Below are 11,045 nucleotides of genomic sequence, written 5' to 3'. Positions count from 1 at the left end.
AGTTGTTCTTCATCCATCATTTGAAGCGTTCTCCGCACTCTTCCAGTGATAGCACCAGGTGGTCGATCCACGCCCGCACCGCCGGCAGCACGCCGCGCCGGTGCGGGTACACTGCCTGCAGCCAGCCGCCGCCCAGGGACCAGTCCGGCAGCAACTGTACCAGCTCGCCGCTGGCCAGTTCCGTCTCGCAATGCATCAACGGCAGCATGGTAAAGCCCAGGCCGGCGATGGCGGTGGCCTTGCGCACCACAAAGTCCTCTATGCCCAGCCGCGCTTCCAGCACCAGGTCGCGCTTGTTGCCCTGTTCGTCCAGCAGGCGCAAATGGACCATGCGGTCGGCCTCCAGTGCACCCAGCACCGGCAGGGCCACCAGGTCATCGGGGCTGGCGATGGTGTTGCCCAGCAGCAGCGCCGGGCTGGCCACCAGGATAGCCCTGGCTTCGCGCAGCCGGCGCGTCACCAGGCCGGGGTCTTCGTCCCAGGGCTCGCGCACGCGCAGGGCCACGTCGATGCCCTCGGTGATCAGGTCCACGCGGCGGTTGAGCAATACCATGTCCAATTGCACATGGGGGTAGGCCTTGAGAAAGCTGCTGATTACCTGGGGCAGAAATTCATGGGCCAGGCCCACCGGGCACGACACCCGCAGCCTGCCGCGCGGTTCGCTGGACAGGGTGGCCACCACCTCGTCAGCCATCTCGGCCTCCAGCAGCATGGCCTGGCAGTGGCGCAGGTAACGTTCGCCCACGCTGGTCAACTTCAACTGCCGGGTGGTGCGTTGCAGCAGACGCGCGCCCAAGCGCTCTTCCAGTTCGGCGATGCGCCGCGACAGCCGCGACTTGGGCACGCCCAGCAAGCGCCCGGCGGCGGCGAAACCGCCGGCTTCCACCACTTTGGCGAAGTAATACAGGTCGTTGAGGTCTTGCATCGTTCTACCTGACTGTCTCATGTATGAGACAATCTAACGCAAACAGGCAGACTAATCATCCATTCCATATCCCGGTAGGATGATCACCATTCCCAGCTGCCTTGGCGGCTTAATAGACAGGAGATTTCCATGAAACTGTTGCATATCGATTCCAGCATTCTCGGCGACAATTCCGCTTCCCGTCAGCTGAGCCGCGCCGTGGTGCAATCGTTCGCCGCTGCCGACGTCACTTACCGTGACCTGGCTGCCGAAGCCCTGACTCACTTCTCCTCGGCCACCCTGGCTGGCGGTGAAGTGGAAGCCAAGCTGTCGGCCGACACCCTGAACGAATTCCTGGCGGCTGACGTAGTGGTTATCGGCGCGCCGATGTACAACTTCTCCATCCCGACCCAACTCAAGGCCTGGATCGACCGCATCTGTGTGGCCGGTAAAACCTTCCAATACTCCGCCAACGGCCCAGAAGGCCTGTGCGGTGGCAAGAAAGTCGTGATCGTTTCCACCTCCGGTGGCATCCACGCCGGCCAGCCTACCGGCATTGCCCACGAAGAATTCCTGAAAGTGCTGCTGGGTTTCATTGGCATCACCGACATTGAAATCGTTCGCGCTGAAGGCCTGGCCTACGGCGACGAAGTGCGCACCAAGGCCCTGGCCGGTGCGCAGGCCAAGATCGATTCGAAATTGTTCGCCGCCTGATAGATCTAAATACGCTGAACCCGCGCCGCCCGTGACTGCTCCAAGCAGTCACGGGCGGCGTTTTTTTTGCCTCAGGCAGCGATTGGCCCGGGTTATGCTTATGCATGGCTGACTAACCTTTCATTCGGTGAACGGCCGTACAGGACGTACACTGTCAACGCTGCAGTAGCAGCGAAAGGTTCCTAATCAGGCGGGTAGCAAAGGTGGGCATCCCATGATGCGTCTTTGTGCAAATGTTCTCATGTGTCTGGCCCTGGGCCTGATTTCAGTGCAAACCATGGCTGCACCGCCCGTGCATTGGAGCGTGGGCTTTCATCGCCTGACATTTCTCGACCCGCTGGACCACCAGCCGATGCAGGCGCTGGCGTTCTACCCGTCGAACCAGCGTGAGCAGGTGACCAAGGTCGAAGGCTACAAGGTCGAGGCCACCGAGGACGCGCGCATCGCCATGGGCCGTTATCCCATGCTGATGCTGTCCCACGGCAACGCCGGCACGCCGCTGGCGCTGCACGACCTGATCACCTCCCTGACCCGCAAGGGCTTTGTGGTGGTGGCGGTCTACCACCCCGGTGACAACTACAGGGACCACAGCCGCCTCGGCGCGGTCAGCAACCTGTATGGCCGGCCACTGCAGATTTCCCAGGCCATTACCTCGGCCCTGGCCGAACCCATGCTGTCGCCCTTTATCGACCCCGACCAGATCGGCGTGATCGGCTACTCGGCCGGCGGCGAAACGGCGTTGATCCTGTCCGGCGCCCAGCCCAGCTTTGATCGCCTGCGCAAATACTGCGCCGAGTTCCCCAATGACGCCGATGCCTGCAAGACCCGCGGTGAGCTGGTGGTGGACCGTGACGACCTGCACGCCGCCGCCGACCCGCGGGTCAAGGCGTTGTTGCTGATGGCCCCGCTGGGCCTGATGTTCAACCGCCAGGCGCTGTCACAGGTGCATGTGCCCACGTTGATCTACAGCGGCGACAGCGACAAGTTGCTGGCCTTGGACAAGAACGCCGCTGCCCTGGCGCGCAAGCTGCCGATGGTGTCCGACTACAAACTGTTGGCCGGGGCCGGGCACTTTGTGTTCATGGCGCCCTGCGACGACGACCAGAAAGCCGCCATGCCTGGGCTGTGCAACGACGCCGACGGCGTCAATCGCGTCAGCATCCACCACGATCTGGTGCAGGAAGCCGGGCATTTCTTCGATCAGGCCCTCAGTGAACCAAGTCACGCCGGCCTGCAAACCGCCGATCAATGAACCTTTGCCGCGGTACGGCGCGCCAGTAATAGCACCAGCCCCAGGCCGCCCAGCGACAGCAGGGCGGCGCAGAAAAAAATCCACGGGTAGCCCAGGTGCAGGGCTACTGCACCCATCAAAGGCCCCGCCAGGGCCAGCGCCAAGTCAAAAAACACCGCGAACGCACTCAACCCCGCGCCCCGGCTGGTACTTGGCACCTGGCTGATCGCCAGAACGCCCAGTGCCGGGTACACCAGTGACAGGCCGACGCCCGCCAGGCTGGCGCCCAGCAGGGTCACCAGGGTGGACGGCGCCAGCCATACCAGGGCCAGGCCGAGGGTTTCAACGGCCATGCAACTCACCGCCACGGTAAAACCGCCCAGGCGGTTGATGGCGTTGATGAAGATCAGGCGCGACACGATGAAACTCAGGCCAAAGGCCGTCAGGCAATAGGCAGCGCCCGTCCACCCGCGGTCCACGTAGTAGAGGGTGATGAACGTGGTCAGGGTGCCGTAGCCGATCGACGCCAGTGTCAGGCTCACGCCGTAGGGGGCCACGCGGCCGAAGGCTGCCCAGAAGGGCAGGCGCTCACCGCCTACCACCGGCATCGAGGGTTTGCGGCGAATGCACAACAGCGCCAGTGTCGCCAATGCCATCAAGGCCACGCCTACCGTATTGAAGCCGCCGGCATCGACCATCAACACCCCTAGCGGCGCGCCCAGGGCGATGGCGCCGTAGGAGGCGATGCCGTTCCACGAGATCACCCGTGCCGTTTGCTCGGCACCCACCTGGCCAATCCCCCAGCTGATGGTGCCCACGCCAATCAGGCCCTGGGCGATGCCCAGCAGCAGCCGCGCAATGATCACAATTACCAGGCTCGCCACGGGTGTGCTGTGCATCAGCGTGGCCAGCAAGGTCAGCGCGCCGCTGGCCGCTATGCCTGCCAGCCCGATCACGATTGCCCGTTTGGTGCCCAGGCCATCCGCGGCGCGCCCTGCCATGGGGCGGCTGAGCAGGGTGGCCAGGTATTGCGAGCCAATGGTCAGGCCGGCAACCACCGCGCTGAACTGCAACTGATCGTGAACATAACCCGGCAATACCGCAATCGGCAGGCCGATGCAGAGGAAGGCAATGAAGGTGTAGAACACGATCGAAACGATCTTCAGGGTGACGCTGAGGGTACTGTTGGAGGAAGGCAGGTGCTGGGCGGCAGTCATGGCAACTCGTTCGCGGGTGGGCGGTTAGAGAGTGTGGCCATGATGGCGGGGTGGGGCAGGAAATGGAAGCAGGCTAACGATCGAGTTTTAGCTGGGGAGGTGTAGCCGCTGCCGCCAGGCGGCGCTGGCCCTGATGGTCACCGAAGATCTTCAGTGAGGCAGGAGGCCAGCGCAGCCTGGCGGCAGCGGCTACCAATCAGGGGGTCAGAACGTCACGCCCTGGCTGCGCAAGTAATCGTCGTAGGTGCCGCTGAAGTCCACCACGCCGCTTTCGCTCAGCTCGATGATGCGGGTGGCCAGGGACGATACGAACTCACGGTCGTGGCTGACGAAGATCAGCGTGCCCGGGTAGTTCTCCAGCGCCAGGTTCAGCGATTCGATGGATTCCATGTCCAAGTGGTTGGTCGGTTCGTCCATGATCAGCACGTTCGGCTTTTGCAGGATCAGCTTGCCGAACAGCATGCGGCCTTGCTCACCACCGGAAATGACCTTCACCGATTTCAGGATCTCGTCGTTGGAGAACAGCATGCGGCCCAGGGTGCCACGAATCATCTGCTCGCCCTGAGTCCACTGGCCCATCCAGTCGAACAGGCTGACATCGTCTTCGAAGTCATGGGCATGGTCCTGGGCGTAGTAGCCCAGCTCCGCGCTTTCGGTCCATTTCACCGCGCCGGCATCCGGGGCCAGTTCGCCCACCAGGGTGCGCAGCAGCGTGGTTTTGCCGATGCCGTTCGGGCCGATGATGGCCACGCGCTCGCCGGCTTCCACGGTGAAGCTGAAGTTCTTGAACAGGATCTTGCCGTCGAAGCCCTTGGACAGTTGCTCCAGGGTCACCGCCTGGCGATGCAGCTTCTTGGTCTGTTCGAAACGGATGAACGGGCTGATACGGCTCGATGGCTTGACTTCGGCCAGTTGGATCTTGTCGATCTGCTTGGCGCGTGAAGTAGCTTGCTTGGCTTTCGAGGCGTTGGCCGAGAAGCGGCTGACGAAGGTCTGCAGCTCGGAGATTTGCGCCTTCTTCTTGGCGTTGTCCGACAGCAGTTGCTCGCGCGACTGGGTGGCCGCGGTCATGTACTCGTCGTAGTTGCCCGGGAACAGACGCAGCTCGCCGTAGTCCAGGTCGGCCATGTGGGTGCAGACGCTGTTGAGGAAGTGACGGTCGTGGGAAATGATGATCATGGTGCTGTTACGCGCCTTGAGGATCGTTTCCAGCCAGCGGATGGTGTTGATGTCCAGGTGGTTGGTCGGTTCGTCGAGCAGCAGCACTTCAGGGTCCGAGAACAACGCCTGGGCCAGCAGCACACGCAGCTTCCAGCCTGGCGCCACTTCGGTCATCGGGCCGAAGTGCTGTTCCAGGGGAATGCCCAGGCCCAACAGCAGCTCACCGGCACGGGACTCGGCGGTGTAGCCGTCCATTTCGGCGAACTCGGTTTCCAGCTCGGCCACGGCCATGCCGTCTTCTTCGCTCATTTCCGGCAGCGAATAGATACGATCGCGCTCGGCCTTGACCTTCCACAGCTCCTCGTGGCCCATGATCACGGTGTCGATCACGGTGAACTGCTCGTAGGCGAACTGATCCTGGCGCAGCTTGCCCAGGCGCACGTTCGGCTCCAGCATCACTTGGCCGCCCGAAGACTCCAGGTCGCCACCGAGGATTTTCATGAAGGTCGACTTGCCGCAACCGTTGGCGCCGATCAGGCCGTAACGGTTGCCGCCGTTGAACTTGACCGAGACGTTCTCGAACAGCGGCTTGGCGCCGAACTGCATGGTGATGTTAGCTGTGGAGATCAAAGGGCTTACCTATCAATAACTTGGGGAGCGCTGGTTTCAGCCGATACCAATTTGATACCAATTTGGAGCTTTTCCAGCTCGCTCCAATCTGAGCTTGAGTTGATCCAACGCGCATACGTCGACAGCAGCATCTGCACGCTATGGCCGAGCTGCTGGGAGATAAATGCGGGATTCAAACCGGACATTAAGCATATTGTCGCATAGGTATGGCGGCAGTTGTATGGCGGTCTGTACCGGATTCCCAGCGTTTTGAGGGTCGGCCCCCACTGCTTGTGCAGATCAGAGGTCTGTTTTACGTACTCGCTGTTCTTCGACGGCGGGAACACGTAGGGGGTGGAGGTGACCTTGCCGACGCCCTTTTTCCGACGTTCTGCGTACTCCCTGGCAAATTCCAGGGCGTGCAGTGCACGGTCGTTGAGCAGCACAAACCGATCGCTGCCGGTTTTCGTGCGCTCCTCCACCTTGCCCAAGGCAACGGTACGGCACACGTGCACATGCTTCTTGGTCTCGTCCACGGCGTCCCAGCGCAGGGCCAGAATCTCGGAAAGCCGCATCCCCGTGAAGAAGGCAAATTCGAAGAACGCCGCATAAATCGTGCTGGGCCAGTGCTCATGGCGGTACATCTGGCCGATGATCTGATTCGCCTCATCCAGCGTGAACGGGTCGATTTCCTTGCGCGTGCGCTTGGGGAGCTCCAGGGCCTCAGCAGGATTTTTCGGGATCAGGCCGTCCAGCACTGCAGAGCGCAGGATGGTGGAAAGCTTCACCAGGGCGTTTCGCTTCACTCCAGGGGACGCCCACTTTGTCTCGGTGATGATCCGGCGGATGAGCGTGGTGGTAATGAGGTCGATGCGCACCAGCGCGAGCTTGGGCACCCAGTACAGGTTGAGCGCCCCCTTGTAATTGAGCCTGGTCCCCTCGGCGATCTCCCGGCTGTCCAACCAGAGCTGGGCGTATTCCCCGAAGTGGGGCGTGCTGCCGACAACAGTCAACGAACCGGGAAACAGTTCAGCGTATTTGTCGTCGTCCAACAGCCCGTGCTTGTTGAGGTTGACTACCTGATCGCGAAGCTTGGATGCAGCTGCGATGCCTTTTTGTGTCGTGGGATAGGGGAGCGTTTCACTCCGCCGGACGCCGTTCCAGGTGAAGCGGATGCGGATGGCGTTGCGGAAGATTTCCACCCCTCTGGGCATACCCACTGACTTTCCAGCCATTCGTCATATCTCCTGATGCTGTAGATGATCTTGCTGCCGTGTTTGATCCAGACCCCCAAGGGGATCTGGCCCCTGGCCCGCCGGGCGCGGAGTGCGTGCACCGTGGTGCCCAGCAGCTCCGCCATTTTCTCTTCTGATACCTTGTCCAGTTCGTGGGCAACGGCCATCTCGCGCTCTGCGCTCATGTCGATGTACCTCTCAAAAATGGTTTACCTGGCCCGGGATTGGGCATTGCACCTGGTGCACGTGTTTGCTCCATCCGCCCTATGGCGGCAGAAGGGGTTATTAGAAGTTCGGTTGTTCGTGATACGGATCTGGCGCTGACTGGCGTTTCTTCTTGGCTGGCTTGAGCGAGTCATCAAGGAAGTCGCCGAACTCCCAAATCATGTTGGTCACGGCAAGTTGACGCACGCGTGCGCCACCACTGGCGTTGAGGGCCGCACTCAGGATGTTCCAGGCCGTACCCTTGGTCATGCCAGGATTCACGGCGCTGACCTTTTCCCAGTCAGTGATACCTTTCTTCGCCCGCTCGAACATTTCGGCGAGCTGTGCATGCGTGATCGTTTCGGCAATCCGTTTGGCATCGGCTTTGTTCATGGCAATACCTCGCCCGCCGAACCCCGGCAGGCAGTAGAGAGTGGGTGAGGGGTTAGGCCTGGAAGACGTGGCCGGCGGTGACGGCCAAGGCGGCCTCTTTGGTACGGAACATGAGCTGGGTGCTGCTGATGCGCCCCCAACTGTCGTACTCAACATCTACCCACCAGGCGCCGAACTTTCGGTAGGGCTCGCCAAGGATTCGGGTTACGTAGCAGTCAACGAGGTTCATGGCATGGCCCTCCCGATCTCGGCTGCGACGACAGTTATGGCCTTGCGAAGAGCTCCGTGCCTCAGTGCGTCGTCAACCCATCCGATGTTCTCGCCGATCTCTCCCCGCCGGACCATCACGAACTGCTGGTTGATGAACCACTCGATGTTCAGGCCGAGGTGAGATGCCAGGCGTAACGCGTGCCCATCGTCTTTAAGCGGATTCCACGCAGTGCTCACCAGCTCGCCGAATCGCATAACCAGCAACGAATCCACTGGCGGATCAAGCGCCAATCTTTCAGCATTCATCGGGTGCCCAGTTTCTAACCCCGCCGCCTTAGCGGCTAGCTCAAGCAGTTCGCGGTCGCTCATATCAACTCCTTGGGAACCTGCACGGTGTCGCCCAGCTTGGCGGCTACGATGGCCCGGCAGGCGGCTACGAGCGCGCTGGTTTCGTGGTGACCGATGGCTCGGCGCCCGGTCACACCCTTTGTCCAAGTGCAGGCCGACCAGTTATTCGATGGCCCCCACCCGGCGTTGGGGCCGCCATGGCGATGCACGCTGGCCAACGGCGAACTGACGGTGAGCTGATACTTGTCGATCAGCGGGCCGCCATCCGTCCAGCTCTCTTGTGGCGCATACCGCACATCGCGAGTGGTGACCTCGCCGGCGTAACGGACGAACACCCGCCAGGGGTTGCCATACACAGGCGGCGCCATGAGCAAGTCCAGCCTTTCCGCCTTGCCGACAGCCCAGTTCAGAGCTTCGCCGGATAGGTCGGCCGTCTTCACTTCGATCAGTTCGGTCATGGCGTCAAACCCAGTTCGAGAGTTCTTCACGGACAGCATCCTCTGGAGACCACTCAGCCGGGTTGTCGCCGTACTCCAGCAATGAATCGTGCAGCACCGTGGCCGCCTCCCAGGATGGATAGCGCGCCAGGCGCCAGAACCAATACACAGCGCGGACTTTCCAGATAAGGCTTTTCATCGGGCAATACCTCGCCATACCGCTACAGCGGCTGACTTTGATAGATGGGGGAGGGTTAGAGGGTGGGGTTGAGGCGCTTGAGCTCGTCGTCATAGTCATTCCAGCCTATGGCTAAGCCATCACAGAAATCGTTTCCGCCACGCTGTCTGCGCCCCGGCAGCACCACCCGCGCCTGGGCGGGCGGATGGCGGTAGAGCGGGATCCATTCGATATAGTCTTCTCGCGGCCAGATATAGCGCATGCCGTTGTCGTAGAATTTGCCAAGACGAATTCTTTTCAGGTCGTCGCTTTCCATCTGAACTAACTGACCTAGAAGTTCACCGCCTTCTCGCTTGTACATCCACGCCACCGGCTCAGGCGGATGCACCGGGCAAGGCCACCGCAGCGATCCGTCGCCGGAGGGGCAGGTGCACACTGGCTCAACGCTATGGCACGGCTCGCACTGGCCGCCGTCCTTGGTGCAGGTGTTTGGCTGGGCGCGGGCATTCCACTCTTTTGTTGCGGCTTCTTCCGATGAGAAGTGAGCCCTGGCTCCCCACAACTGGATTCCGCAACTACAGCTTATGTGGATTGCTGATCCTTCATGGTTCGATAGGCGCGGGATTGATCCGCAGCTGCACGGCTTCAGTTGTTCGCTCACGATCCCACCTCCGGGCTGTCTTTGGTCAGTTGATCCAGCGCCGCATCAAGCTCGGGGTATTCGGGGCGAGCTGGAGGGTACGCGTCCGCTGTCATCGCCTGGTCAATGGCCGCGCGCAGATTTTCGTTGTAGTTCTCGCCTATGACTCGCTCATGGGGTTTGTCCATCCAGCGGCCGATGATCTCGACGCCAGAGGTGTAATCGCCGGTATCAGCGAGGGCGCTGCTGTGGTGGCGCACGTCCCAGAAGTTGCCCTCCAGTGCATCTAGCCGCTGCTTGTCCCGCTCCAGCTCATCAATCCGCTGATCTGCCTCGTTCAGGCGCTGCTGGAGGGCGTCGCGCTCTCGGATTGCCTGCGTGTGCTTGCCGCGCCAGTGCAGCACCGCATCGAGGTCTTCCTTGGACTGCTTCAGGTTGGTCATCTATCTGTCCTCTGCGCCTGCCGCAGCAGGCTGTGATAGGGGTGGAGAACATTTGTACTCTTCGCGAGCTACTCGGCTTTCACTGAATTCCCGTGCGCGCCGGCGGCACATCCCGCTCCGACTCAATGAAGCCCGTGCTTTTCACGTCTCCGTCCATCGCATTGATGAACATCACCTCGACCTTCGCGGAGTCGACGAGCACCTTGCCGACTTCGGCAATGGCCTTGGCGCGGTCGATATCCATTGGCTTGTCCGGGTCCTGCAGAGCTTCGAGGGTGGCGAACAGGTGGTTACGCAGGTCTGTCATCTTGTTTTTCACTGGAGGCCTCGCTGATCGCTCGTTTGAGCTTGCTGAGTTGGCGGATGGTCGACTTGAGTTCTGGTGGGTACCGATGGATGGTATTGCGACGCATATTTTCGGCGCGGCTCACCAGTTCCAGATTGTCGAGTTCGATGTGCTTGGGGTTGCGGTCGCGGAACACCACCAGGTGGCCCGGCGGGATTTCTCCGTGTGCCTCCACCCAGATTAGGGAGTGAACCGATTTCCAGCGTCGGTGGGGCGGTCCGTCATCGCGGACCTTGCGCTGGCGGATGCCGTCTTCAGTGATCCGCTCGGTGCCGACTGGGACGTTGTTATGCGGCATCGTGCCTGGAGCGAACCGCGTTTCAACTGAGCGACCGCCGGAGTCGAAACTGATCCCCTTGTTCCAAGGCGAGTCACCTTTTTTAAATCGATTGCCGAGACCGGGATTGTTTTCTCGGCGTAGGCGGCAAGCGTGCTCGCTGGCCAAATAGGCATCACTTCGGGTTAGGCCCAGGGCGTGAGCCTTGTTGTAGATGGCATGGTCGGGACGCCTGAACGCAGCGATGAGCTGCGGCATCGGCGTGTCGGGGTAAAGCGCGCGTAGAAGCTCCACTTCATCGGCAGACCAGTGCCTCCGAGAGCGCGGCATCGAGGCATTCCCTATCCGGTGCCTGGCGCTTTGCAGTGCGTGCAGGGCAACTGGGTTCATGACGACTTTTCCTCTCCAGGGTGCACGAATCTGGTGACATCCTTGTCATCATCGGTGTTCTCGAGCAGCCGCGGCTCCAAACCGAGCTTTCGGCAGACTGCCCGCGCT

General features: G+C 61.3%; 15 protein-coding genes. 2 read left to right on the top strand and 13 right to left on the bottom strand.

The window, feature by feature from the left end; all coding sequences use genetic code 11:
• Positions 1-16: 16 nt before the first annotated feature.
• Positions 17-925, bottom strand: a complete 909-nt coding sequence (locus tag PMM47T1_RS14085) for a LysR substrate-binding domain-containing protein (RefSeq protein WP_008369895.1) — start codon at positions 923-925, stop codon at positions 17-19.
• Positions 926-1,054: 129 nt separating this feature from the next.
• On the opposite strand from PMM47T1_RS14085, the gene PMM47T1_RS14080 reads away from it, so the two are divergent.
• Together PMM47T1_RS14080 and PMM47T1_RS14075 are read left to right on the top strand one after the other, a co-directional pair.
• A complete protein-coding gene (locus PMM47T1_RS14080; protein ID WP_008369891.1) occupies positions 1,055-1,618 on the top strand; it encodes an FMN-dependent NADH-azoreductase in 564 nt (187 codons plus the stop codon).
• A gap of 214 nt (positions 1,619-1,832) precedes the next feature.
• Complete coding sequence (locus PMM47T1_RS14075; protein WP_043301017.1) at positions 1,833-2,870, top strand: alpha/beta hydrolase family protein; 1,038 nt, start codon at positions 1,833-1,835, stop codon at positions 2,868-2,870.
• On the opposite strand, the gene PMM47T1_RS14070 is transcribed toward PMM47T1_RS14075, so the two are convergent.
• From PMM47T1_RS14070 to PMM47T1_RS14025, 12 genes are all read right to left on the bottom strand, one after another.
• Positions 2,864-4,066, bottom strand: a complete 1,203-nt coding sequence (locus PMM47T1_RS14070) for an MFS transporter (protein WP_008369887.1) — start codon at positions 4,064-4,066, stop codon at positions 2,864-2,866. The genes PMM47T1_RS14075 and PMM47T1_RS14070 overlap by 7 nt on opposite strands.
• 204 nt (positions 4,067-4,270) lie before the next feature.
• Positions 4,271-5,857: an ABC-F family ATPase gene (locus tag PMM47T1_RS14065; protein WP_008369885.1), complete on the bottom strand. Its 1,587-nt coding sequence runs from the start codon at positions 5,855-5,857 to the stop codon at positions 4,271-4,273.
• Between the two features lie 5 nt (positions 5,858-5,862).
• Positions 5,863-7,071: a tyrosine-type recombinase/integrase gene (locus PMM47T1_RS14060; RefSeq protein WP_008369882.1), complete on the bottom strand. Its 1,209-nt coding sequence runs from the start codon at positions 7,069-7,071 to the stop codon at positions 5,863-5,865.
• Between the two features lie 285 nt (positions 7,072-7,356).
• A complete protein-coding gene (locus PMM47T1_RS30355) occupies positions 7,357-7,668 on the bottom strand; it encodes a hypothetical protein (RefSeq protein ID WP_008369881.1) in 312 nt (103 codons plus the stop codon).
• Positions 7,669-7,720: 52 nt separating this feature from the next.
• A complete protein-coding gene (locus PMM47T1_RS30110; protein WP_008369878.1) occupies positions 7,721-7,897 on the bottom strand; it encodes a hypothetical protein in 177 nt (58 codons plus the stop codon).
• Entirely contained in the window at positions 7,894-8,247 is a 354-nt protein-coding gene (locus PMM47T1_RS14050; protein WP_008369876.1) for a hypothetical protein, read from the bottom strand. Before PMM47T1_RS14050 ends, PMM47T1_RS30110 begins: the two co-directional genes overlap by 4 nt.
• On the bottom strand, positions 8,244-8,684 hold the full coding sequence (locus PMM47T1_RS14045) for a phage protein NinX family protein (protein WP_008369873.1): 441 nt from the start codon (positions 8,682-8,684) through the stop codon (positions 8,244-8,246). The genes PMM47T1_RS14050 and PMM47T1_RS14045 overlap by 4 nt, the downstream gene beginning before the upstream one ends.
• Positions 8,685-8,688: 4 nt before the next feature.
• Positions 8,689-8,862 carry a hypothetical protein gene (locus PMM47T1_RS29845; protein WP_157213011.1) on the bottom strand — a complete coding sequence of 58 codons (174 nt, stop codon included), beginning with the start codon at positions 8,860-8,862 and terminating at the stop codon, positions 8,689-8,691.
• 55 nt (positions 8,863-8,917) lie between these two features.
• Positions 8,918-9,502, bottom strand: coding sequence for a hypothetical protein (locus PMM47T1_RS29840; RefSeq protein WP_157213010.1), 585 nt, complete (start codon positions 9,500-9,502; stop codon positions 8,918-8,920).
• On the bottom strand, positions 9,499-9,924 hold the full coding sequence (locus tag PMM47T1_RS14035; RefSeq protein WP_008369871.1) for a hypothetical protein: 426 nt from the start codon (positions 9,922-9,924) through the stop codon (positions 9,499-9,501). The genes PMM47T1_RS29840 and PMM47T1_RS14035 overlap by 4 nt, the downstream gene beginning before the upstream one ends.
• Positions 9,925-10,003: 79 nt before the next feature.
• Positions 10,004-10,243: a hypothetical protein gene (locus tag PMM47T1_RS14030; protein WP_050990418.1), complete on the bottom strand. Its 240-nt coding sequence runs from the start codon at positions 10,241-10,243 to the stop codon at positions 10,004-10,006.
• A complete protein-coding gene (locus tag PMM47T1_RS14025) occupies positions 10,215-10,937 on the bottom strand; it encodes an HNH endonuclease signature motif containing protein (protein ID WP_008369869.1) in 723 nt (240 codons plus the stop codon). The genes PMM47T1_RS14030 and PMM47T1_RS14025 overlap by 29 nt, the downstream gene beginning before the upstream one ends.
• Between the last annotated feature and the right edge of the window lie 108 nt (positions 10,938-11,045).

The organism is Pseudomonas sp. M47T1 (genome assembly GCF_000263855.1).
In the GTDB taxonomy this organism is placed as follows: domain Bacteria; phylum Pseudomonadota; class Gammaproteobacteria; order Pseudomonadales; family Pseudomonadaceae; genus Aquipseudomonas.
This window is presented reverse-complemented; position numbering and strand designations above follow the sequence as displayed.

Bases quoted from the DNA above. Each gene is read 5' to 3' on its own strand.
- PMM47T1_RS14080 (WP_008369891.1), top strand. From the start codon at position 1,055: ATGAAACTGTTGCATATCGATTCCAGCATTCTCGGCGACAATTCCGCT.
- PMM47T1_RS14075 (WP_043301017.1), top strand. From the start codon at position 1,833: ATGATGCGTCTTTGTGCAAATGTTCTCATGTGTCTGGCCCTGGGCCTG.
- PMM47T1_RS14050 (WP_008369876.1), bottom strand. From the start codon at position 8,247: ATGAGCGACCGCGAACTGCTTGAGCTAGCCGCTAAGGCGGCGGGGTTA.
- PMM47T1_RS30110 (WP_008369878.1), bottom strand. From the start codon at position 7,897: ATGAACCTCGTTGACTGCTACGTAACCCGAATCCTTGGCGAGCCCTAC.
- PMM47T1_RS14085 (WP_008369895.1), bottom strand. From the start codon at position 925: ATGCAAGACCTCAACGACCTGTATTACTTCGCCAAAGTGGTGGAAGCC.
- PMM47T1_RS14035 (WP_008369871.1), bottom strand. From the start codon at position 9,924: ATGACCAACCTGAAGCAGTCCAAGGAAGACCTCGATGCGGTGCTGCAC.
- PMM47T1_RS14025 (WP_008369869.1), bottom strand. From the start codon at position 10,937: ATGAACCCAGTTGCCCTGCACGCACTGCAAAGCGCCAGGCACCGGATA.
- PMM47T1_RS14060 (WP_008369882.1), bottom strand. From the start codon at position 7,071: ATGGCTGGAAAGTCAGTGGGTATGCCCAGAGGGGTGGAAATCTTCCGC.
- PMM47T1_RS14045 (WP_008369873.1), bottom strand. From the start codon at position 8,684: ATGACCGAACTGATCGAAGTGAAGACGGCCGACCTATCCGGCGAAGCT.
- PMM47T1_RS14070 (WP_008369887.1), bottom strand. From the start codon at position 4,066: ATGACTGCCGCCCAGCACCTGCCTTCCTCCAACAGTACCCTCAGCGTC.
- PMM47T1_RS30355 (WP_008369881.1), bottom strand. From the start codon at position 7,668: ATGAACAAAGCCGATGCCAAACGGATTGCCGAAACGATCACGCATGCA.
- PMM47T1_RS29845 (WP_157213011.1), bottom strand. From the start codon at position 8,862: ATGAAAAGCCTTATCTGGAAAGTCCGCGCTGTGTATTGGTTCTGGCGC.